This is a genomic window from Dyadobacter frigoris (genome assembly GCF_005280585.1).
GTDB lineage: Bacteria > Bacteroidota > Bacteroidia > Cytophagales > Spirosomataceae > Dyadobacter > Dyadobacter frigoris.
Window position 1 is genome coordinate 142,285 of sequence record NZ_SZVO01000017.1, and the last position, 23,642, is coordinate 165,926.

The window sequence follows — 23,642 nt, forward strand, 5'->3', positions numbered from 1 at the left end:
TATTCAAATATTCCAATCGAAATATAAGAGAGCCCTTATTTTTTAATTTGATTAAAGAATGCTTGTGATCTTATTAATTGGTCTTCCTGTAATTCCATATCGCCCATCCATTCAGGACTGCCGCAAAGCCGACCAGATATAAAAACTCCATTTTTACATCGTCAAAACTGCTTCCTTTCAGAATGATCATCCGGTCTGTTTTGACAAAATGTGCCACGGGTGTCATATCGGAAATTACTTTTGCCCAACCCGGCATTCCGTCTGTCGATGTGAAAAAACCGCTCATTAAAATGAAGATCATTATGAAGAAAAAGGCGACAAACATCGCCTGAACCTGATTGTCGCTATAAGTCGAAATGAGAAGACCGAATCCCAGCAGCGCAATAAGATATACTGCTGCAAAGGCATAAAGGGTAAGAAAACTTCCACGCGGAACGATCCCGTAGACAAGCCAGCTGATGGTTAGCCCTAGTGTAAAAACAATCATCCCAATCACCCAAAAAGGAATCAGTTTGCCCAGGATGAATTCCCATTTTTTTATTGGTGTTACATTAATCTGCTCAATGGTTCCTACTTCTTTTTCCTTGACAATATTTAACGCTGTCACAAAGCCACCGATCATCGTCAGCAGTAAAACCAGAATCGCAGGAACGACATTGTATTTGTATTCGGCTCTTGGATTAAACCAGTTTGTATACCTAATATCGATCGCTCCCTGCTGCTCAGGTGCAATAGCTCCGCGAAGATTCATGTCAATATTGACATTAAAATCGGTGATAATCGAATTCAGATATTGTCCGCCGATTCCTGCTTTGGTGCCATTTATAGCGTCTACTGAAATTCCAATTTTCTGGACACCCTCACGTACCAGGTTCCGCTCGAAACCAGCCGGGATTTCCATTACAAGATCGGCTTGCCCTTTTTCAATATAGGCCAATGATTTTTTAAAGGAAGTTTCGGCGCTTACTACTTTGAAATAACCGGACGAGGCAATTTTTGAAATAAGTTTCTGGGAATAAGTACTGTGATCGTTATCGACAATTGAAATATTGATACTTTTTACATCAAAATCCATTGCAAGCGGAAAAATCACGAGCTGGATAATTGGGAGCATAAACATAATGCGCAGGATCGTCGTGTCGCGCCGGATCTGCCGGAATTCCTTCTGTAATATAAAACCAAGCACTTTCATTGTAATCTGATTTTAAAATTTTTCAAAGCAATACCCAGCAAAACGACAGTCATTCCGGTTAATATCAGCGTTTCTTTCCAGACGTATTTGAAACCAAGTCCTTTTAACATCACCGCTTTGACAATAATGAAATACCAACGAGCCGGAATGATGTGCGAAATAATCTGAAATGGCAGCGGCATGTTTTCAAGCGGAAAAAGAAAACCTGTAAATATCAGTGTCGGAAGCATCATTCCCATCATGGAAAGAAGCATTGCAGTTTGCTGGGAATTGGTAATATTGGAGATCATTAAACCCAGTGAAAGACAGGTAATAATAAAAAGTACGCTCTCAAAAAACAATAGAAAAACGTTGCCCTTGATCTGAACATCGAGTAAATAAACCGCCAGCAGCAAAATCATGATGACATTGATCATCGATAAAAGAAGGTAAGGGATGGCCTTGGCAATTAATACGAAAACAGGTTTGAATGGTGAAACAAGTAATACTTCCATGGTTCCCAATTCCTTTTCCTTCACCACTGCAACTGAGGTTAGGGTGGTACAAACGATCATCAAAACAAGCGCCATTACACCCGGAATGAAATTCAGCGAACCGTTTCCCTCTTCGTTGTAAAGCATTCTTGTTTCAGGAATAATCCGGTATGATAAAGCAGGGGAAGGAGCAATCAGTTGCTGATAGTCTACGATAATGGCTGTCAGATAATTGACGACGGTTTTTGCAATGTTTGGGTCAGAGCCATCTGCAATAATCTGGACCTGAGCCTTACCCAAATGCAGCAGATCATCACCGAAATGTGCCGGAAAGATAAGCGCACATTTGACGTTTCCTTTCTTAAAAGTCTTCTCTATATCGTTATAATTCAGAACCGATTCCTGGATCTGAAAGTAAGAGGAAGCCTTGATTTTATTGATAATCTGCCGGGAATTAATGTCTTTGGCATTATCCAAAATAATGATCTCAATGTTTTTCACCTCATTGGTCAAGGCAAAGCCGAAGAGGATTATTTGTACGACGGGCAGGCCGAACATGATTAATAGCGTTCTCCTGTCACGGAATACGTGAAAGAATTCTTTCCTTATAAAAACCAATAGCTGCTTCATAGTATCTTTTTTCAGGTTACACAGAGAACCACGGAGCGGAGGCCGCGCGGGTAAAAAGAGAGCCACGGAGTTGTCTGCAAATAAATCTCTGTGTCCCTCTTTTTTACTCTGTGAACCTCCGTGTAACCTTCATTCTCCGGAGCGTTTTGCCCCACGAGCCAGTTGATAAAAAACCTCATCCATCGAATTGACCCCAAACTCCTTTTTTAAATTTGCAGGAGAATCCAGTGCTTCTAACTTTCCGTCCACCATTACCGAAATCCGGTTACAGTATTCCGCTTCATCCATATAATGTGTGGTCACAAAAATGGTGATGCCCGAAGCGGCTGCCTGGTAAATCATATCCCAAAACTGCCGCCTTGTTACCGGATCCACTCCGCCGGTTGGTTCATCCAGAAAAACAATTTGCGGACGGTGAAAAATGGCTACTGAAAATGCGAGTTTTTGTTTCCAACCCAGCGGCAATTCTCCGACCAGTTTTTTCGCTTCGGACTGCAACCCCAGCGTCATGATTAATTCATCGCTTCGTTTTTTTATTTCTTTTCCGGGCACACCATACACACCGCCATAAAATTCAATGTTTTCAAGCACCGTCAGGTTTTCGTAAAGAGAAAACTTCTGGCTCATGTAGCCAATGTTTTTCTTGATACTTTCCTGCTGTTTGTAAACATCAAAACCAGCTACCGTCGCTGTTCCGGAAGTAGGGTAGGACAGTCCGCACAAAATCCTCATCGCTGTGGTTTTTCCAGCTCCATTGGCACCCAGAAATCCAAATATTTCCCCTTTTGCAACTTCAAATGAAATCTTATTGACAGCATAAAAATCGCCAAACTGCTTAGTTAGATCTTTGCAAATGATGGCTTTATTATCTTCCATAAGGTTAGAAATTAGTGCGTTGGCTTCTGTGTTTTCTCTTGCATCAGACGGATGAAACTGTCCTCAATTCCAGGTGTAATTTGCTGTATAAAAATATCGTTATGACCTTTTTGAGCAGCAAATTCTTTCAGATCTTCTATATCACTGCCGCCATTTTCTTTCAAAGTGATATGAAGAAATTCACCAAAAGCATAACAGCTATCCACCTTTGCGTCTGACCGGAAATCGTTCAGCAGTTTGTAAATGTTTTCCGATTTTGCAGCAAAAAGCGTAGTAGGGAATGACTTGATAATATTTTCTGGTGTGTCCACGCTCATGATTTCTCCATTCTGAATCAGGGCAATCCTTTCGCATAAATTCGCCTCGTCCATGTAAGGGGTTGACACCAGGATCGTGATTCCTTTCTCCTTCAAAGCTTTTAGCATAGCCCAGAATTCTTTACGTGAAACCACGTCAACGCCCGTTGTGGGTTCATCCAAAAGCAATACTTCCGGTTTGTGGATCAGCGCGCAGCAAAGTGCCAGTTTCTGTTTCATACCGCCGGAAAGTTTTCCGGCGCGACGGTCACTGAAAGGTTTGATCTGATCATATATATCCTTGATCAGCTCATAATTTTCATCAATGGTTGTGCCGAAAATGGCAGCGAAAAATTCAAGATTTTCCTTTATTGTTAAATCCTGATACAAAGAGAATTTTCCAGGCATATAACCAACCCGGTTACGGATCTGCTGATAATCTTTTACCACATCAAAACCGGCCACCGTTGCGCTGCCGCTATCAGCCAATAAAACAGTTGTCAGAATGCGGAACAGGGAGGTTTTTCCAGCTCCATCCGAACCAATCAATCCAAAAAGTTCTCCTTTTTTTACTTTAAAGGAAACTTCATGCACTGCCCGGAGCTTTCCCTTATCGTAGGTTTTGGAGATTTTATGAAGTTCTACTGCGTTCATTTTTAACTAAATAAAGATAACTTCCCCATACATACCAATTTTCAAAAAGCCATCATTCTTAACCCGGACCTTTATTGCATAAACCAGATTTGCTCTTTCGTTTTTGGTTTGAATTGTTTTTGGAGTGAATTCTGCCTTTGACGAGATCCAGTAAATCTGTCCGGCATAAGTTTTATAATCCTTTTCACCTTGGTCAATCCGAATTTTTACCGTTTGGCCGTTTTTAATCTGTGACAATTTATCGCCTGTGATGTATGCTTTTAAAGTCAGCGTATCAACGTTGGCTATTTTATAAAGCGGTTTGCCAATTGCCGTCATTTCGCCTTTCAGAGCATAACGGGTTAAAACTAATCCTGTTAACGGATTGATGATTTGTCCCCGGTTGATCTGCTCCTGATATTGTTTTGCAGTCACAGCCAGCGGTGATTGTTCACTTAAAATTCCACGATTCTGTGTAGCAGAATTGTAATTGTAAAGCTTGATTTGCTGACGTGTCACATTGATCTGCTTTTGCATCTGGTCAATAGCAGCGTCGATATCATCGAGTTGCTTTTGTGTTGCCGCGTCCGCTTTCACCAGGTTTTCCGTGCGTTTCCTTTCACGGATTTGCTGCGCCAGCTGTGATTCCTGCACGGCCAATTGTCTGGATGCGACTTTGGTCTGGTCTTTTGGGCTGCCGGTTTTTTGCTTTAAGGCGGCGATTGCAGCTTCAGCCTGCTGCTTTTGAAGTTCCGGGATTTTTACATCAATCTGTCCAATGTTTTCACCTTCTTTCAGCTGCGCTCCTTCCAGAACTGAAAATGAAAGCAACTGCCCCGTTTGCTGTGCAGAAACGACAACCTCATCCGCTTCAAAGTTTCCTGACGCGTCATAATCATCCTTGGTTTCACAAGCAGCCATCAGGAAAATGGAGGCGAGTCCGTATAAAATACTTTTTCTCATACTAAAATATTTTCTAGTTTTCATTTCCTGAAATGTGATTGTGTTTATATTCTGCCTGCAAAAGCTGGATGGTGTGCAGGATCATGCTTTGGCGGGAGGTATTTTCAGAATTAAGCTGCGAAATATATTCATGGACGGTAACCACGCCATTTTCCAACTGTGCCAACGATGATTTTTTTACAGATTCCCGAAGCTGAATCACCGCTTTATCCTGTTCAATTAAATTCCTGTATTTTTGAATGTCTCCGTTTTGCTGACTTAATGTTAGGTTGGTATTGTATAGAAAAATTTCTTTGTCAACATCGACACTTTGTCGGCTGATGTGAAGATTTTGCCTGTTGTTTTTAAGTGAATAAAGACTGCCAAGATTCCAGTTCAACCGCAGTCCGGTGACAAACCATGGGCCAAATTCATTTTTAATAATATTCAGTGTCGGGCGGCCATACGCTCCCTGGAAAAATGCACTGACTTTTGGTGTGAAAGCAGACTGCAATTTTCTTTCCTCCACATCGTAAAGGTGTTTTTGCAGATCATAAAATTTTATTTCCGGTCGGTTAATTTCGTTTGAAATAATTTTCTCGCCAGGCATTTGCAGTTTTGTTTCCGTATCAACTTTTTTATCGATAATAATAGACAACATTTCCAGATAAGCCGCCTTATTGGATCTGAATTCGATGCTGTTCATATCTACATTAATAAGTTCGGCTTTCAACTGATCCACATTGCTGCGAAAGGAGGTTCCGTTTGCAAGGGCGGCCTCGGTTTTGTTAAGCTGGCTTTGCAGTTCAGACTTTCTAATTTCGTTTTGTTTTAACTGTTCATCCATTAATATAACAGCGAAATAAATCTGGTTAACCCGGTCGTTTATTTCTCTGAGATTTACCTCAATATTTTGCTCTTGAACAGCCTGATTGGCTCTTATCGCAGCTTTTTGGTTATTGATATCACCCGCATCATAAATAATCTGGCTGATATCGGCCTGTATCTTGTACTGATCCTTGCTGAGTGATGGAAAATTTATACCCGGAATTGCCGGGATAACCTCAGAAAAATTAATCGTTTGGGATTGATAAGATGCCTGACCACTAACGGCCAGCTGGGGCAGGTATAATTTTGAAGCATTCTGCAATGAAAATCCGCTGCTCTTGCGGATCAGGTCATATTTTTTAATCAGCGGAAAATTTTCACGTGCCAGTGTATAACATTCTTCAATGCTCAGATTTGAAACCGGCTGTGCATGAAGCGCTGCTTGCAGAGAGAAAAAGCAAAGAAAAAATAGCCGTATTTTAGCCTTTTTAATCATCTTGTTTAGTCTTTTAATTTAATCGTTTGATTAATCGCTTTCAAAAAAAATGCCGTTAGTTTAGCATCGTTTTTATCCACATGGGTATCAGTTCTTTACGCTGTTTCATGAGCGTGTCATATTCTTCTTCATTTTTAATAAGTTTTGATAAAACAGGTCTCGCCACGAATGGAAAAACGGTGATTCCTAATAAATTGATCAGAATATGAAATGGACTGACGCTTAGTTTACGGCTCAGTAACTGTTTCATGAAAACGGATTTGGTAACACGTTCCTTTGCGTTAACAAGCTGGGCGAATTTTTCTGGCCTTCGGCGGATTTCACTCAAAACGAAAATCGGCAGATCCGGATTTACCAAAAGAAGATCGATATAAGATTCTGCAATCTTGTCCAGTTTTTCTTCCAGTTCGGTTGTTTCATCGCTTAAAATCGGGATGATCGTACCAAAAAGTTTGTTGACCTTTTCAAGCATTACAAGCTCAAAAAGCTTTTCCTTACTTCTGAAATAGTAATTTAACAAAGCAAGATTAATACCGGATTCTTCTGCTATATCTCTCGTACGGGCCGCTGCGTAACCTTTTTCGGTAAACACTTTACGAGCCGCTTCCATAATTTTCTCCTCAGTCGATAAATCCAGATCTTTCTTTCCCTTTGCCATACCTGTGTTTTAATGCAAGGCAAAGATTATTGATAAAATTATTAAATCAAAATATTTAATCAATTGATTAAATAAATATCACAATTCACACTTTACCTAACTCAATGTGCCTTTTTTATCCATGTTTTTAGGGTTGACTGAATTCAGATTTCAGCCATTTTAAATTCGGGAAAAATTCAGAATTGGCGGGTAGGTTTGCGTTTTTCACCCCAAAATATGAAAACGTTTACTGTACTTCGTTGATGTATGCCAACGAAGTAATTGGAAATATTCGGCAGTCTTATCCGGTGGAGGCCATTGTCACTGTACTGGCTACTATCGCAGTTGTTTTTCTTCTGAACCCGCTATCAGAAAAGCAGGCAGCTATGCAATCGTTAAATACAGATCACTTTGGATGCTTGGTTACTTGTTGATTATAGCGGCATTCTATTTTAGACAATCAAATAAAGCAGTTCTCAGACAATACCTATGTGAACGAGCTGGCTGGAAACGGTCTTCTTTTTATACTGGCTGCCAAAGAAATTGAAAAAACAGTGAAAATGGGGAAACCTATTTTTGCCCATATCATGATAACTTCCAACCACCGGCCGTTTACTTATCCAAACGGAAGGATCGATATACCTTCCCGGCGCGACAGTCTGGTGATTCTTAAACCCCAGCGTATTGTCAATACGTTTATTCCAGATTTCAAAGACGGTTCTGCAAAACCTGTTCAATCTGGTGAGATGTTAACCCAGGAAGCTATTTTCTGGCATCAGACAGCGAGTTATCAGTTTAAAAACAGGCTTATGAAGTGATTTGTTTCATTTTTTTTTGATAAAACGCTTCAGATATTTCTACCTGATATTCCATTTTAATCGGCTATCGCAAAATTGAAACTTTTCAATAAAAGCTAAAAGATTGAACGACGGTAAGTATCTGATTGCAACAAGAAACCACTCGTGCATATTATCATTTTGTTAACTGCTTCAAGCTGAGTTTTACATGTTTAACTTTGTGATGCTATTCAATAGAATAGTATAAATCGCTTAAAGTTTTACCGGTTTTGATGATGAAATGGATTAACAAAAAAGAGTGGTTTTATGTCGCTGCTACTTTGCTGCTGCTTTCAGGCGGACTCATTTATTTTCTTTTGCAGCCACAGTATGATGAACACTTTATTAATAAACTGGACAGACCAAAAAGTTTCAGGGTTTTATCGGAAAAAGAAAAAAAGGATTCCATTTTCATCCGTGTCGATGGTTTATCAACGGCAAATTATGGCCTGAGACTGGAACTGTACAGTCAGGATGAACACAGGAAAATTTACAGACGGTTTTATTCCGAACTTATCAAAATACCAGCAGGCGAGATTCATGCTGCTTTTAAAAGGAAGCTTTCGAGAGATTCTTCCGGCGCGCAGGTCACCTACATTCCGGAGCAAAGTAAAAATGCCGCAGGGCAGATTGTACTGAAAACGGGCTTTTTTTGATGCATTTACCTTTTAACTTAGACAAATATTTTTCATGTCACGTCTCTTTTACCTTACGCATTGATCTTATTTCCTGCTTTGGCTTTTTTACAAAGCGAAGTCCATCACATGGAAGGAAATCGGGATGGCTCAAAATCAAAAAAGTTTTATGTATATATTGCAGATATCACAACCGATATAAGCAGGACCCATTGCGCTTCGGTTGATAAAGGACATTTCAAATCAATATTATACATGCCAATAAAAATAGATAATACTTATCGCAAGCAGCAGTATGATAAGAAAGATTTATGGATACTATCAAATGAAAGGATACCAGGCTTCTTTTCATTTGATAGTAAAGTTCTCCCTTTTATTTTTGGTCTGATTTTAATTGGATTAATTAGTCCCATTCTTCCTCCAAGATATGGTTATAGTAATTGGGAACCGCCAGAATCTGGTTATCAATATTTGAGCAACATGAAAGAGGCGATAGTCATTGCTTTATTTTTGAGTTTTTACGTTTTCCTGAATTTTGTATTTAATAAAATTCGAAGCAAAATCGATCTTGATCTGGGTTTTAAACGCATTGGAAATTTTGAAATTTCGAGAGTTATTGTATTTCCTAAATTAAAAATTCTGATTTTAAGTAATCAAAGTTTATTTTTCCTGAAATCTAGAAATTTGCATTTCACTACGGTTAAGCGGAAACAAATTATAACACTAAATCGAACAGGAACTTATAAAGTTTTGGATTATAGCATTCATAATATCGAAAATTTATAAGCTTCTTTTACTGTAAATTGAATTTCGGATAATTGGCACATTTGGAAGATTAAGGGTCGAGGATTTAGCCTTGGAAGCTTTTAAAAATATTTAGTCAAATAGAAAATTTCTTAACTAACAAATTCCTGACATGAGCTTAGATAAACATTCTTTGGAAAGCGAAATTATTGAGGCGGTTGTATTGAAGCTCGGAGCTTCCCGTGAACTTTCGGAAAAAGCAAGGAACAGAATTGCTAAATCAGCTGGCAAACTCGCAGAAAAACTCATTATCATTTTCGAAAAGCAGCAACGGAAAGCTGAAAAGAAAGCGAATGAAGTGACAGAGGAGCAGCAAGATCCGAAAGAGGAAGATGACGAAAAGAATGAGGACTGAGATCAACTAAACCTGAAAGGAAAAGTCCGGAGGGAGTTTAGTGGCAAACAAAAAAAATGGCGACCGGTATATCGGCCGCCTGTAATCTGCAACAGGAACCGGGCGCTTATTAGCTGGTACGTTCCTGTGGTCGTGGACCAATCTATACAGGTAAACCTGTTATTTGCATAGCGCTCATTCTTTTAATTCATGGAAAACGGCAGTACTTTACGATCTGCGTGCTGGTCGGCCAGCGTTCCATCGAGATGGTTCCAATAAAAGAATGAAAGAGATTACAGCTGTAAGTTAGCATTAATTTGGATACAACGCAGCTCATAAATTGATTTAAAACTTCATTTATTGAGCTGTCCGTTTTTGTACAGGAAACGAAAACATAACAATAATTTAAAATTACAGTAACAATCAACAATTATCTTTGATAAACTTATTTGATGCTTTTTTTAATTTAGATAGCGATCTTGAATAAAGTCTCTTCTTAGGAAAACGAAGGTCCGGAGCTAACTTTCACCGAGATTCACTCAAGGCTGCTGCTAAAATGAACAATTTGAAAATCGAGAATAATATCCAAAAGTGCCTTTTGACCATTTTTCTATGCCTTCCTTTTTTTGTAGGTATTGCCTTCACGCAGACTCCCGAATTTTATGCTTCCATAGATTATAATGAGTCAAAGACAAGTTCAGGTTTAACAAGGCCTGATTCAATTCTTTTGGTACTTAAAGAAAATTATAATAAAGCAGTCGCAGCCAATAAAGAGCTTGAAGCCGCAGGTTATTTAAACCAAATGGGGAAACTGTTGTTCGTTTCCGGGCACTATCCGCAGGCTTTGGATTATCTCCTTCGTGCAGATAAAATCTACCGAAGCCATAAGAATTCCAAAAGACTGGCGGAAAATCTTGTTATTTTGGGCGAACTCTATTACAGGAGCAGACAGCCTGCCCTGGCCAGAAAACAGTTTAACGAAGCTTTACTTCATTACCAGCACTTGAATTTTGGATCAGGAAAAGGACTTGTATATGGCCATATCGGGCATTTGTATGAAAAGGAGCAGGATTATGACAGCGCATTTTATTTTCAGAATAAAGCATTGCTTGCTTATAAGACGGTCAAAGAGGAGCAAGGGATTGCGAAAATCTACGAAAATATTGGCAGTGTTTATGAAGATCAGGAAAAGTATGATTCTGCTTATGTCTATTTCAACAGGGCATATTTTATCAATAAACATAACGGGAACCAGAGCGCTCAGATTGAGATTCTGAACAACTTAGGAGATGTACTCCGCAAAACCGGCAAGTATCGCCAGGGTCTTGCGCTGAGTTTTCAGGCGCTTGATCTGGCGCGCAAAAAAGGGGAATATTATCAGCTTTCCGGAGCGAGTAATGATATAGCCAAAGCCTATAATTTCTTAAACAAAAACGACAGTGCTTTTTATTATCTCTCCCAAAGTCGTCAGTATCTGAACGATATCTATTCCCAGGAAAGCAACAAACAGCTGGCTTTGCTTCAAACATTATATGAAATTGAGAAAAAGGATAGCGAAATAGAAAGCCTGGTGCACGCACGGCAGACCGATCTGCTGGTCAATATATCAGCAGGTATTGTTGTTGTGCTGGTTCTTCTATTGACGGGTTTAATAATCAGCAGACAGCGTCTTAAAATTAAGAACGAACAGAAACTGCACGCCCGGAATAGCCAGGTTTTTCAAACCCAGGCTCAGCTGATGGAAGCGGAGCTTGAAAATAAAAGGCTTTTGCAGGAAAACCTTACCCAGCAGCTGGAAATAAAAACCAAGGAACTTACCAGTTATACCCTGCATGTAATCCGCAAAAACAAACTGCTGGAAGACTTGCAGTCGCAGTTGGAAACGATGGTAAAAGAAGAAAAAAGAGATCAGAAAAAACAAATCAAACAGCTGTCGCTTCAAATCAGCGAAGGGCTTAGCGATGATCAGCACTGGGAGGAATTCAGAGGGATTTTTGAGCAGGTGCATCAGTCCTTTTTTGACAGACTTCAACAGCAATGCGATTTGCTCACTTCAAACGATCTTCGGCTGATCGCTCTGATTAAAATGAATATGATGCCTTCGGATATTTCCACGTTACTGGGCGTTTCTCAGGATAGCCTAAGGGTGATGCGTCACCGTATTCGAAAGAAGCTCAATCTCACGCCAGGCGAAAATCTTTCTGCCTTTATTCAGACAATCTAGCTCCTTAACATTTGGTTAATAGTATCTTAACAGAAGCTTAATGGCTTTTTGTTACTTTGTAATCTGCTTTATATCAGTGTTTTAAATCAGTAAATCAATCTTTGTTTCTTTCTTGTAACGCTTCAAATCCGGCTGTTTCCTTTTTGTAACGCGCCGTATTTGCATCGCGGCTATTTGTTTGCCCAACTTCGTATCCGGATCGGAGAAAGCAGATAAATGCTTCGATTATTTAACGCTTGCGAATGGAAAACATGGTTTACAGATTTTATTTTTTAATGGTGGTTTTGCTGTTTCCGCTTTCGGTGTCCGCAGGATCTTTAAAAGGAAAACTGCTCGAAGCAGCTACCGGACAGCCTGCGCTTGGCGTCGTAGTTATGATTGAAGGGACAAACTTTCAGGATGTATCAGGACTGGACGGAAGTTTTGCTATTGAAAACATTGCCGGGGGGAATTACAAGCTTATTATACGACACATTTCCTATCAGACCATCACCAAAGATTTTGTAATCTCCCAGGCTCAGCAGATGCACCTGGATCTGTTTCTGGAACCGGCTGTGGATCTAATGCTTAATGAAGTGGCTGTTATCGGTAAAAAAGATAATACAACCGATCAGGCGGCACGATCGATGGAACGCAGCGCGAGTCAGGTTATGAATATTGTCTCAGCCAAAACGATTCAGATTTCACCGGATCTTACCGTGGCGAACGTCATTCAAAGAATGTCCGGGGTTTCTATTGAAAGAAACAGCAACGGAGACGGGCAATATGCGATTTTACGGGGTATGGATAAAAGGTATAATTACACGCTGGTAAACGGTGTGAAGATTCCAAGTCCCGACAATAAATACCGGTACGTTCCTTTGGATATTTTTCCTTCGGATTTGTTGGATCGCCTCGAAGTATACAAAGCCCTGACGCCGTCCATGGAGGCGGATGCTATTGGCGGAGCTGTAAATCTGGTTATGAAAGATGCTCCCGACCGTTTTATGTTATCGACCAATGTTTCAAGTGGTTACAATGAGCTTTTTATGCAGCGTGATTTCCAGCGTTATGACTACAAAAATATTCAATCCAAATCACCTTACGAAAAAAACGGAAGCCAATATAATGCGACTCCTTCGGATTTTTCCAAAGCACCGCTGCAATACAGCTCCAAGTCACCGCTGCCTAATTTGCTGGGAAGTCTGGCGATAGGAAACCGGTATTTTGACCGCAAACTGGGCGTGCTTCTGGCAGGAAGTTACCAAAATACCTACCGGGGGAGCAATAGTTTATTTTTTGATTCTGAAACGGTTGACACACTCAGAGGTGAGACACTTACCAAAAGAAATGAAAGACAATTTTCCGAGCAACAGACCCGGTATGGCCTTCATTCCAAGCTGGATTTTCGTATCAATGACCGCAATAAAATTCAGTTTTACAACGCTTTAATGAGCCTGACCAATGTTCAGATCAGGGATGTTAAGTCAACTCAGCTGACCATTGGAGGTTATGATCCGGTCCTTGGTAATGCGACTTTGGGCTATTCGACCCGTTCCCGCTTAACCCGTCAGAAAATTTTTAACAGCACGCTTCAGGGAAAACATCAACTCACCGGGCATTGGGGACTGGACTGGTCGGCTGTGTATTCGAAGGCAACAAATGAAGTTCCGGATAATGTAACAATTCCTCTTTTAGGAATAAGAAAGAATTTTGTTGATAAGCCTACGACGGTAGATGATGCGACTGTAAGATGGGAACATAATACAGATCGCGACCTGGCTGCTTACCTGAATATCAACTATAAACAAACTGTGGGAACAACAAATCTGGAATGGATGGCAGGAGGGCTTTTCAGAGATAAAAAGCGAACAAATTTTTATAATAATTATCAGTTAAGGCCTGCGAATCTGTTTGCTGAATACGGCGTTGATTTTACCGATTATGCTCAAATTGATTTTACGATTCAAAATCCGCGCGGCTCAGTTGCTACCGCACTGAATTATGATGCCACGGAACGGATTAAAGCAGGTTACTTACAATTGAAAGCAGAATCTGCCTTACTTGAGGTACTCGGCGGTGTGCGTGTGGAAGCAACTGATCAGGGTTATTCTATGCTGTTTCCAATCGGAGAGGAAAGACCTAAGGGCAGCCAGATTTATACAGATTTTTTGCCAAGTCTGCATTTGAAATATAAAACAGGCGGTAATGTGAATCTTCGCGCTTCCTATTTCCGCTCGTTGAACAGACCTGGTTTTTTTGAAATTGTCCCTTACCGGATTGTGAACGAAGAATATCAGGAACGAGGAAATGCTGATTTGAAAAGAGCAGTCGCTGATAATATTGACCTGCGGTACGAGCTTTTTTCCAAACCTTCCGAGCAGTTTATGGTGGGCCTTTTTTACAAACATATCAAAGACCCGATCGAATACACCTTGCAGAAAGACGCCATCCGAGGGCAGGATATATTTTATTCTCCGGGAAATTTCGGAAACGCCAATAACTACGGGCTTGAACTGGATTTTATCAAGTATTTCAAAATGTTTGGTGTCAAAGCAAATTATACCTACACACATTCAAAAATCACCACACCAAAATCCAAACGTATACGCAATGAAAGCGGTGATCTTGAAACGATCAGCGTGGAGCAGTCCAGGCCACTTTACGGACAATCAGCTCATGTGGCCAATCTTTCTTTTTTGTTTAAAAATGCCAAAAAAGGGATTGATGCCCAGTTGGCCGGTGGCTTTACAGGCGAGCGGATTAATACAGTCTCGCAGTTTTTGAATAATGATTTATGGCAAAAAGGCTTTGTACAGCTGGATGCATCTTTTGAAAAAACACTTAAAAATGGGCTTGGGCTTTTTGTGAAAGCTAATAACCTTCTTAATACGCCTATGGAGGTATTTATGAAAAATTTCAGTGCGGCCAATAAAGATATTCCCGATCAAAACAGTCAGAAAACCACCTTGATGCGGCGGGATTATTACCAGCGGTCTTACCTGATCGGAATACGTTACAAATTTTAAAACTTTTTATAAAATTAATTATCAATCTTCAATTCAAATGAAAAATCTATTTATCTATTGTACGCTGGCTATGTTGGCTTTGGCATCTTGCAAGGACGACAGTGATGATACTACGCCGATTGATGTTCCTGTTGTGCAGGAATCTGTGGCAGGTGAAGTTTCCGGTGTTTGGACCAAAGGCGGAACTTATAAAATCACAGGCCATATCCAGATCCCGAAAGGAAAATCGCTGACGATTGAAGAAGGAGTTACTGTTCTTTTTAGTGACTCGGTTATAAAGCCTGAGGTCGTTATTTTAGGGAGTTTGTATAGCTTGGGAACCGCTGCGGCTCCTGTGAAATTCACTGTGCCTGATAGCTGGAAAACGGCTAAAAATCTTTACGGAAACCTTTGGGGTGGTTTGATTGCGGGTCCTGAATCGGCAGAATTTGTTTTAAACAACACCATTCTTGAATACGGTGGCGCGGTGACAACCGAAGAATCACCGTCAGTGAAAGCTGGTTTGTACAAAGCAGTTGCGGGCGAGCATGTTCCTGTGCTTTATTATCCGAATGTTAAAGGCAAATTAGTGGTTACCGGCAGCACGATCCGTAATTTTAATGAAGATGGTTTTTATATTGAAGGTGGTCAGGTCATTATTGCCAACAATTATTTTTATACAACAGGTGTGTCTGGCGGTGATGCCATCAATATCAAATCGGGTGTACAGGCTGATGTCGCTTTCAATGTTGTGTACAGTCCTAATACGAATGCACTTAAACTTTCCAACACGGGTGACCGCACTCCGCAGGCTTATATCGTAGGATATAACAATACGATTATCAATGCAGGTTGGAGAAGACCAACGACCAAAGGCGGGTCGATCTGGCTTGAAAAAGCTGTTCGTGCAGATCTTTACAATAACCTTTTGGCTAATGACCGCTACGGCATTAAAAGAGATGCAGGAAATCCGGAAGATGTGAGATCGGTTATCAGCAATACTTTTTATTATGGTTATGACCAGACTACTGCAAATCAGTTCCAGCCTTCCACTGAAATTGTTAAAGGCGTAAATGACATTATTTCTGCCAAAGCGGGTGAAAATGATCCGAAATTTGTCGGCTATCCGCTAGTTACGTCTAATGCAAATGCTGCCTATGATAACACCTGGGATTTTCATTTGCAGACTGGCTCACCGGCACTTACAAAAGGAAAAACTGATTTTACCCGTCTTTTTGCCAATGGCATTATCGTAAACGGGATTACCTACAAATCTCCTGCTCCGGCTGATTACATCGGCGCGCTGGGTATCAAGTAATGTTTTGACTCCCGGGAGTGATACCATTTCCGGGAGCTTTTTAATGATTTATCAATGATTTCGGTGAAAAATCTGATCTGCCCGATTGCCATACTGACGCTGCTTGTTTGTGGCTGCCAGGAAAAAAAGCAGATGTCTGAGGCGACTCTTTCCGAAGAGAAGCTGGTATCTGTTATTGAACCTTTGTTTGAATCCGACACAGTCGCCCATGATTCGGATGATCCGGCAGTCTGGATTAATCCGCAAGATCCGGCCCAAAGCCTGATCCTTGGGACGGATAAAGATCAAAATGGAGGATTGTACGTTTTTGATCTGGAAGGAAAGGTCAAAAAGGATAAAGTTGTCCGGGGACTTCAACGTCCCAACAATGTTGATGTTGAATATGGGCTGATGCTGGGCGGTAAATTAACCGATATCGCCGTTGTCACGGAACGTTTTACACACAAACTCAGAATATTTTCCCTGCCAGATATGAAGCCTCTGGACGGGGGAGGTATTGATGTTTTTGTAGGTGAAACAAAAGAGGGAGAACGTGATTTGATGGGCATTGGTCTTTATAAAAACGAAGCTGGAAAAATCTATGCCATTGTGGGAAGAAAAACAGGTCCGACCAGCGGGAGCTACCTTTGGCAATATCTTTTGGATGACAACGGAAGCGGAATCGTTAAAGCGAGTTTGGTTCGTAAATTTGGATCTTACAGCGGTTTGAAAGAAATTGAATCCATTGCCGTGGACGATCAGCTTGGTTTTGTATATTATTCTGACGAAGGAAAAGGCGTCCGTAAATACTTTGCTGATCCCGAAAAAGGAAATAAAGAACTAGCTCTTTTTGCCACTACTGGTTTTACCGAAGACCATGAAGGAATATCGATTTATAAGCTGACCGACTCAACAGGATATATTCTGGTATCAGATCAGGGAGCGAATCAATTTAAAATTTTTGACCGCCTACCGGATCATGATAGTTCAGGAATGCAAAGGTTGTTAAAAACTGTGAAGGTAAAGGCAAACCATAGCGACGGTTCTGAGATGGTATCTATTTCTTTAAACCAAAATTTTAAAAGCGGACTTTTTGTGGCGATGAGTGATAACAAAACGTTTCACCTATACCGTTGGGAAGATATTGCGGGGAAAGAATTGTTGAAAATCAGGAGTAAATAAAGCCTGATCCCATGCGGAATTGGAACTTCCGGTTATCAGATACAGGTTGATGAAGTGAGCGACAAGCCCGTTACTGAATATGGAATCGTATACACGGCTTATGTCCGTGGGCAGGGAGATCATAATTTCCAGCCTACTATTGCGGATCATAAGATAGTATTTACTGACTCGATTGCAGCTGGTTTAAATACATTTATCGGAACGGTACCAAACAACGGACAAACATTTTATTATTACCGTGCTTATGGCATCGTAGATGGTATTCCTGTTTACGGTACTTATTTAGCTTATACTGTCGAAATTCCTTTATTAAATAAGTAGCTTAACAATCTCCAACACAAAATCTTAGGATGTCTGTGCTGGAGTTTTTTACGCTGGATATAAACTGAAATATCAAGATGGAACTGCCGGCTCCAAGCGCTTTTTTGACACCCACTTCTTTAATACGTCGAAATATTAGCTACTTTAAAATTTAATTAACCGGTTTAATCGTTCCTTTGGCATGGATAAAATCACCATTAGGCAATGTCCAGTTCATATAAACGATCTGGTTTTTGTGATCCTGAATCTGGGTTACCGTATTACCACTGATTTCTTTCCAGGTGAGTATAAAAAGTTTGGATCGGATTTGGGTAATAATAATTTCAACCGTTTCAGATTCATCAACTTTGATGCCGTTTTTTTCGGTGATATGAAAAGTTAACGCCGTTTGACTTTCAATGTCGAGCACAGCTTTGGCTCCAAAATCCACTTCAAACTTTTTTCCAATGATTTCCATATTTTGATATTCAAAATTAGTTTTCAACATAATCTGCTAACTTTTCGAGCGAAGAAAGTGTGCCCTTTTCATTATTTTCAGGTTTGATTCCGGCCGGAATATTTTTGGTCGGTTTCAAATTTTATCGCTTCGATGGTATGATGCGGCGGGCCAGGCTTTATAAATCTCGACGTAAAACGGTCTTCTGAGCCGGAAGTTTTTCCGTTTTTGTTTTCATTTTCAGGGTAGAAAAGTGTCATGCTCTAACCGCCGTTTTCTCTAAGATCGTAGTCACGTACTTTTCCAGTCATATCGCCCGGGACCCGCCATGTTTCAATTCCTTTCGGATCTGTCAGGGCTTTAAATATTTTCGCTGGCGATGCTTTGATTATTTTAGAATTTCGTGTTGTTTGTGCCATAATAATTAGTAGGAATGTCAGTCGGCAATAGTCATAAACAAAAGTAGAAAACGTTTCAGAAAATAATAATGTGCAACCCGGACAAACAGGAGGGTGTTTTAAGCCAAAAGATTTTACAACCTTCTTTCCTGGTCATTACTGGCCCGAGCGTCTTTCTCCGATCTGCTGTCTCCACATGGCGTAGTATAATCCTTTCTGTTCCAGCAAATTCTGATGCGAACCGGTTTCAACGATTTTTCCTTTTTCCAACACATAAATCACATCAGCATGAAGAATTGTCGACAGTCGGTGGGCAATTAAAATAGTCATCTGCTGTTTGTTAGTAGAAATATCCCGGATCGTTTTGGTAATATCCTGCTCCGTCAAAGAGTCCAGAGCGGAGGTCGCTTCGTCAAAGATCAGTAGCCGGGGTTTTCTTAAAAGTGCCCTTGCAATCGAAATTCTTTGTTTTTCACCGCCCGAAAGTTTCATGCCGTTTTCCCCAAGCATAGTTTGGACGCCATTTGAGGCCTTGGCAATTAGTGCGGATGCGGACGCTTTTTCAAGAGCCAGCGTAATTTCAGAATCCGTGGCTGAGGGTTTGGCATAAAGCAGATTCTCTCGTATCGTTCCCGCAAATAACTGAGTATCCTGCGTTACAAACCCGATTTGTCTTCTTAATGGATTGTAACGAATGGTTGACGAATCATCTTCATTAAAATAAATATGCCCTTCAACAGGCAAGTAAAGTCCGATCAGAAGTTTCACGAGCGTGGATTTTCCAGAACCCGAAGGCCCGACAAAGGCAATAGTCTGGCCAGATTTTACACTGAAAGAAATATTATCAATGGCATTGTAGCCTGCCGACTGATGCCGGAATATAACCTGATCAAATTTAAGACTTGTCAAAGGGCCAACCTCCACGGAATTTTCGGGTCTCTGCTCAATGGATTTATTCATCAGCTGATCAAAAACCTTCACCGAAGCGTCTACTTCCCTGAATTGTAATATCAAATTACCCAGATCCTGCAAGGGGCTGAATATCGCGGTAGAAATGAATTGCATAGCAATCAGCTCGCCCGTGGTAAGAATCTTCCTGAAAATCAGCCACAACAATATAAACAGGATCGATTGCTTTAAAAGATTCAGTGTTACACCTTGCAGAAAAGTAAGTATCCCGACTTTCCGCGCCTTAAACATCTCTAACTGAAAAATTTCCAGTGTTTGCTTGTTGAGTCTTCTGATTTCAGAAAAGGTCAGTCCCAGACTTTTTACAAGTTCAATATTGCGCAGACTTTCTGTAATGATACCCGCCTGGGCATTGGTTTGTTTATTGATATTTCGCTGGATACTTTTTATTTTCTTTGATAATAAACCTGTAAGTGAGCCCAATACAAGTACACCGATCAAAAAAACAGGGATGAGCAGCCAGTTCTTGTTGAAGCTGTACCAAAGCAAAAATCCTATGGAAATCAGTGAAGAAAATAGAATATTGATAAACGAATTGGTAAAACGTTCTGTGTCCGTTTTTACTTTTTGCAAAACCGATAAGGTCGTCCCGCTTCTGTTTTCTTCAAATTCCTGAAAAGAAAGACGGAGTGTTTGCTTCAATCCGTCATTAAAGATGTTCATGCCAAAATGAGCGACTGCTTTTCTGGTAAGATATTCCTGATACGATTTTGAAAGTTTGGCAGCGACCGCAATACCAACTGCTATCCCGAGCCAATACAAAACGCTGTTAATGAGTTCTTTTTCACTAAGGTTTTTAGGGTTGCCTGCATAATCATCAACAATCCTTCCAAAAATTAAAGGGTCTAACAGTGTTAACAATTGGGCAAGACCAGCCAGGAAAAGTGACAAAATAATAAGCCGCTTCTGTGGCCGCAGATATTTCCATAGAGTTTTCATATGAGATGTAACTGGACTTTTGCTGTTTTTAAGGCCTGTACAAGTTAATCACAAAATTCTAAGTTAGTCGAAGATTCTTTAAACGGTTTGTAACCTTCTAAAAAGTGAAGTTGCTCCGGATTTAACGCATAGCAAAGTCATCGTAATGAAAGTCGCGCTTATCGAAATCATAAGCAGAAAGTCCTGTGAGAAGGCAATCGGCAAAATCGGCAGGCCCGCAAAACCAGACGCTCACATGCTGAAAACTGCCGACGACTTCATGAAGCATCTGCGCGGTCAGGTATTGTTTTTGAGAGGAATTTAAATGATAAAGAGTAACACCGCTTTGCTGACATAAATCTTCCAGTGAATCAGGAAACATCGTTTGCTTGTCTGTGCGTGTTGAATACCAAAAATCAATGGGCTGTCGAGTTTCTTTCTGATTGGCCAGTTGTTCCAGTCTTGCTAAAAACGGCGTGATACCGATGCCACCGGCAATCCAGATTTGCCGCTTTGAAGAAGATTGAAAGACAAATTCTCCATAAGGCCCTTCGACCTGAACCTGTTGTCCTGCCTGTATTCGGTCTGTCAACGCGGCGGTGAAATCTCCAAGTGACTTAATGGCAAAACGAAGCGTATACGGATCATCGCCCGACGAGGCGATTGTGAAAGGGTGCAGCTCGTTGTCATGCTCAAATCGCAGGAATGCATACTGGCCTGGCCGATGAAAAAACGGCTTTTGGCCGGTTGATAGCCGTAAGTCCAGAATCCCATCTTGCGGATTTCCCAGTTGGCTTATAATTGCATTAATTTTACGGGAAGCACCGATCCTTTGAAAGAGAGAAATAAAGGCGGCGGCAACACCGATTGCGACTAATAAAAGTAATAAGTAGCCGCCGGGTGTGGTTAACCAATGTTCTTTCAACTGGGCTGTGGCGCCGTGATAAGCGGCCAGAAGAAATACTGCCGGAAAAATCTTGTGGGTTTTGCGGAAAATCCGGTACGGGATTTTCTTAAACAAGGCAATGATTACCAGGATAAGCACAACGTAAAATATCCATTCGACCAGAATCACTCCGCTTTGAAAAAGCCCGATTTCCATATCTGAGAAACTGCTCGAATCTGTTAATTCACCAGGATCCGCAATGAGCCCGGATTCAACCAGCCAGTGTGGCACTTTTTCGCCCAGCCAGTGAAAAACCATTAGGATGGTTGTGAAAATTCCTGTCCATTTGTGCACGACATAGGCTTTATCAAGACCCTTCATTTGATGGTTTACCCACGGAATTCGAACAGAAATAATCATGGATAAAACCATCAGAGACAAAGCGGATACGCCGGTCAGAAAAACAAATTGCTCCCGTAATTCCCAAGCGCCGGGATTATCAATAAGATGCCCGGGGCCAGGAGAAAGGGCAAATATTATCCCTGCGATCACCAGCGCGCCGGTGATCCATTTAATTGTGGATTTCATGAAATTATTGGATTGATTGGAGTCGTTCAGGTAGTTGAGGACCTTACCGAAACATAGTCCCCAACTGAATTTGTCAAAAATGTAACAATAAGAAGGTCAATTCATTTCAATAACCAGCCGTTTACCGCCGGGTATAACCATATCATATACGGATTCAATCTGATCCAGCGGGACATTGACTGTCTCAATGCTGAGCTGACCATCTGCCGCCAGCTTAAACATTTCCGGAAGAATTTCACTGAATAGTTTGCCTATATCCTGGCGGGTCAGGCTTCCAAGTCCCGAGCCTGTTAAATGCAGATCAACGCTTCGTAAAGTTGAAGCGGATAATTGCAGGATATCGCCCGCTATGCTTCCTACGGAAACAAACCTGGTTTTTGGAGTAAATGAACCTTGCTTTTTTAAGGAAGAGAGAGTCAGTTCCGCGGAATGTCCCCATAAATAATCCATGATAACATCGAAAGGAGTCTGGTTATGAATGGTTTGAAGTTGCTCTACAAAGGAATCATCCGATTGTTGCAGTGAAATTACTTTGTCCGCTCCCAATTCCAAAAGGGCTCTTAATGATTCAGGATTGCGTCCGGTAGCAATGATTTTTTTTGCTCCGTAATGCCGTGCAATCTGTACAGCTATGCGGCCTGTAAAACCTGTTGCTCCATTGATCAGCACCGTTTCGCCCGGTTGCAGATCTGCTTTAAAACGTAAGCCCATCGCAGCGCCGATCACCGCATTGGGCAGGGCGGCCGCAGTGACAAAGTCCAAATTATCAGGTATAATGACCATTCGGTTTTTCTCGATCACAGCCTGCTCGGCGACCATGCCATTCATACTGATCGCATAAACACGGGTGCCATCAACCAGCACGCCCGCGCCATCGCTTCCTATTATTCTGGCCTTTGGCACATGGCCGGTTTCACTTGAATAATGGCTTCCGCTGGCTATACTGCGGTCAACATTTTTAATCGCCGCGGCTTTAACCTGCATCAGTAATTCGTCCTGTCCGGTAGCGGCAGGTTCAGGCCATTCTGTATATTGTAATATTCGATCTTGCGGATTCATGACGGCTGCTTTCATCTTATTATTGTTTAAATGTTTGATGAAGCAAAAGTAGCAGGCGATCATGCCCTTAAACGATAACATTTGTTACCAAATTTCGAGTTTTGTCATTTTCCCCGGGCCAGCTTGTTTTTAATCCGGCTCAAATGCACACGGCTGATTCCCAGATATGAAGCGATGTAATGCTGGGGAATGCGCTGAACAATATAAGGCTGTTGATTCAGCAGGTTTTCATACCGTTCCTGCGGAGTATCGCGGACAAAAGACAGAAAATGCTTCATGTAGTGCAGGGTTCGCTCAAAAAGTGTGTTCATAATTTGATTTCGCATGGAAGCAATTTCACTGACTTCTTCCAGCATACTGTCAACATCGGTTTTATCAATCCACCACAAAGTGCAGGGTTCGATGGTTTCGAGTGAAAACAGGCTGGGAGTGCCTTTTTTAAAACTCTCAATAGAAGAAACTGTGCTGTTTTCAAAAAAGAATTGAAACGTCACTTCATCGCCTTTGTTGTCAAACCATACCCGCAGACAGCCTTTTTCGATCAGGTAAGCTTTTTTTGAAATCTCACCCTCGCGCAGTAAAATGGTCTTGGCAGGAACCTGTATGCGTTTAAAACGGCTTGTATAACCCTCCCATTTCTCAGGTGGGACCGGAAATTTATCCCTGAATTTTTCAAGTATTGTTGAAAGGCTAACTGAGAAAGCAGGTTTGGCAGACATATGAAAGGATAAAATACGGTGGGGTTTCGAGGTTAGATTTCAAACC

23 protein-coding genes are annotated in these 23,642 nt (G+C 41.1%); 9 read left to right on the plus strand and 14 right to left on the minus strand.

Annotated elements, in window-relative coordinates:
* Positions 1-73: 73 nt before the first annotated feature.
* The 7 genes from FDK13_RS28430 to FDK13_RS28460 all read right to left on the minus strand — a co-directional run bounded on the left by FDK13_RS28430 (position 74) and on the right by FDK13_RS28460 (position 7,024).
* On the minus strand, positions 74-1,192 hold the full coding sequence (locus FDK13_RS28430) for an ABC transporter permease (RefSeq protein WP_137343415.1): 1,119 nt from the start codon (positions 1,190-1,192) through the stop codon (positions 74-76).
* Positions 1,189-2,295, minus strand: a complete 1,107-nt coding sequence (locus FDK13_RS28435) for an ABC transporter permease (RefSeq protein WP_137343416.1) — start codon at positions 2,293-2,295, stop codon at positions 1,189-1,191. Before FDK13_RS28435 ends, FDK13_RS28430 begins: the two co-directional genes overlap by 4 nt.
* A 129-nt stretch (positions 2,296-2,424) precedes the next feature.
* Positions 2,425-3,171, minus strand: a complete 747-nt coding sequence (locus FDK13_RS28440) for an ABC transporter ATP-binding protein (protein WP_137343417.1) — start codon at positions 3,169-3,171, stop codon at positions 2,425-2,427.
* Positions 3,172-3,182: 11 nt separating this feature from the next.
* Entirely contained in the window at positions 3,183-4,121 is a 939-nt protein-coding gene (locus FDK13_RS28445) for an ABC transporter ATP-binding protein (protein WP_137343418.1), read from the minus strand.
* A 6-nt stretch (positions 4,122-4,127) separates the two neighbouring features.
* A complete protein-coding gene (locus FDK13_RS28450) occupies positions 4,128-5,063 on the minus strand; it encodes an HlyD family secretion protein (protein ID WP_137343419.1) in 936 nt (311 codons plus the stop codon).
* Between the two features lie 13 nt (positions 5,064-5,076).
* Complete coding sequence (locus FDK13_RS28455; protein ID WP_137343420.1) at positions 5,077-6,366, minus strand: TolC family protein; 1,290 nt, start codon at positions 6,364-6,366, stop codon at positions 5,077-5,079.
* A 55-nt stretch (positions 6,367-6,421) separates the two neighbouring features.
* Entirely contained in the window at positions 6,422-7,024 is a 603-nt protein-coding gene (locus FDK13_RS28460; protein WP_137343421.1) for a TetR/AcrR family transcriptional regulator, read from the minus strand.
* Between the two features lie 470 nt (positions 7,025-7,494).
* On the opposite strand from FDK13_RS28460, the gene FDK13_RS28465 reads away from it, so the two are divergent.
* From FDK13_RS28465 to FDK13_RS28505, 9 genes are all read left to right on the plus strand, one after another.
* Complete coding sequence (locus tag FDK13_RS28465; RefSeq protein ID WP_137343422.1) at positions 7,495-7,821, plus strand: hypothetical protein; 327 nt, start codon at positions 7,495-7,497, stop codon at positions 7,819-7,821.
* 251 nt (positions 7,822-8,072) lie between these two features.
* Positions 8,073-8,495 carry a hypothetical protein gene (locus FDK13_RS28470; RefSeq protein ID WP_137343423.1) on the plus strand — a complete coding sequence of 141 codons (423 nt, stop codon included), beginning with the start codon at positions 8,073-8,075 and terminating at the stop codon, positions 8,493-8,495.
* A gap of 108 nt (positions 8,496-8,603) precedes the next feature.
* Complete coding sequence (locus FDK13_RS28475; RefSeq protein ID WP_170982939.1) at positions 8,604-9,260, plus strand: hypothetical protein; 657 nt, start codon at positions 8,604-8,606, stop codon at positions 9,258-9,260.
* A gap of 130 nt (positions 9,261-9,390) precedes the next feature.
* Positions 9,391-9,633 carry a hypothetical protein gene (locus tag FDK13_RS28480; protein WP_137343425.1) on the plus strand — a complete coding sequence of 81 codons (243 nt, stop codon included), beginning with the start codon at positions 9,391-9,393 and terminating at the stop codon, positions 9,631-9,633.
* A 535-nt stretch (positions 9,634-10,168) separates the two neighbouring features.
* On the plus strand, positions 10,169-11,836 hold the full coding sequence (locus FDK13_RS28485; RefSeq protein ID WP_137343426.1) for a tetratricopeptide repeat protein: 1,668 nt from the start codon (positions 10,169-10,171) through the stop codon (positions 11,834-11,836).
* A gap of 242 nt (positions 11,837-12,078) precedes the next feature.
* Positions 12,079-14,844 (plus strand): TonB-dependent receptor, encoded by a 2,766-nt coding sequence (locus tag FDK13_RS28490; RefSeq protein WP_310588089.1) that lies wholly within the window; start codon positions 12,079-12,081, stop codon positions 14,842-14,844.
* Between the two features lie 37 nt (positions 14,845-14,881).
* Entirely contained in the window at positions 14,882-16,141 is a 1,260-nt protein-coding gene (locus FDK13_RS28495) for a right-handed parallel beta-helix repeat-containing protein (protein WP_137343427.1), read from the plus strand.
* Between the two features lie 54 nt (positions 16,142-16,195).
* Complete coding sequence (locus tag FDK13_RS28500) at positions 16,196-17,302, plus strand: phytase (protein WP_374756115.1); 1,107 nt, start codon at positions 16,196-16,198, stop codon at positions 17,300-17,302.
* Positions 17,303-17,356: 54 nt separating this feature from the next.
* Entirely contained in the window at positions 17,357-17,623 is a 267-nt protein-coding gene (locus FDK13_RS28505) for a hypothetical protein (RefSeq protein WP_137343428.1), read from the plus strand.
* 151 nt (positions 17,624-17,774) lie between these two features.
* Here FDK13_RS28505 and FDK13_RS28510 read toward each other — a convergent pair whose 3' ends face one another.
* From FDK13_RS28510 to FDK13_RS28535, 7 genes are all read right to left on the minus strand, one after another.
* The gene (locus FDK13_RS28510; RefSeq protein WP_137343429.1) at positions 17,775-18,110 is read right to left on the minus strand and encodes a MoaF-related domain-containing protein; all 336 of its coding nucleotides are present in this window, start codon (positions 18,108-18,110) and stop codon (positions 17,775-17,777) included.
* A gap of 47 nt (positions 18,111-18,157) precedes the next feature.
* Complete coding sequence (locus tag FDK13_RS35895; protein ID WP_220417443.1) at positions 18,158-18,319, minus strand: SRPBCC family protein; 162 nt, start codon at positions 18,317-18,319, stop codon at positions 18,158-18,160.
* A 3-nt stretch (positions 18,320-18,322) separates the two neighbouring features.
* The gene (locus FDK13_RS35900) at positions 18,323-18,478 is read right to left on the minus strand and encodes an SRPBCC family protein (protein ID WP_220417444.1); all 156 of its coding nucleotides are present in this window, start codon (positions 18,476-18,478) and stop codon (positions 18,323-18,325) included.
* 135 nt (positions 18,479-18,613) lie between these two features.
* On the minus strand, positions 18,614-20,365 hold the full coding sequence (locus tag FDK13_RS28520) for an ABC transporter ATP-binding protein (RefSeq protein WP_137343430.1): 1,752 nt from the start codon (positions 20,363-20,365) through the stop codon (positions 18,614-18,616).
* Between the two features lie 121 nt (positions 20,366-20,486).
* The gene (locus tag FDK13_RS28525; RefSeq protein WP_137343431.1) at positions 20,487-21,818 is read right to left on the minus strand and encodes a ferredoxin reductase family protein; all 1,332 of its coding nucleotides are present in this window, start codon (positions 21,816-21,818) and stop codon (positions 20,487-20,489) included.
* A 96-nt stretch (positions 21,819-21,914) separates the two neighbouring features.
* Positions 21,915-22,892, minus strand: a complete 978-nt coding sequence (locus tag FDK13_RS28530; RefSeq protein WP_137343432.1) for a quinone oxidoreductase family protein — start codon at positions 22,890-22,892, stop codon at positions 21,915-21,917.
* Positions 22,893-22,981: 89 nt separating this feature from the next.
* Positions 22,982-23,596, minus strand: coding sequence for a Crp/Fnr family transcriptional regulator (locus FDK13_RS28535; RefSeq protein WP_229216248.1), 615 nt, complete (start codon positions 23,594-23,596; stop codon positions 22,982-22,984).
* Positions 23,597-23,642: the final 46 nt, after the last annotated feature.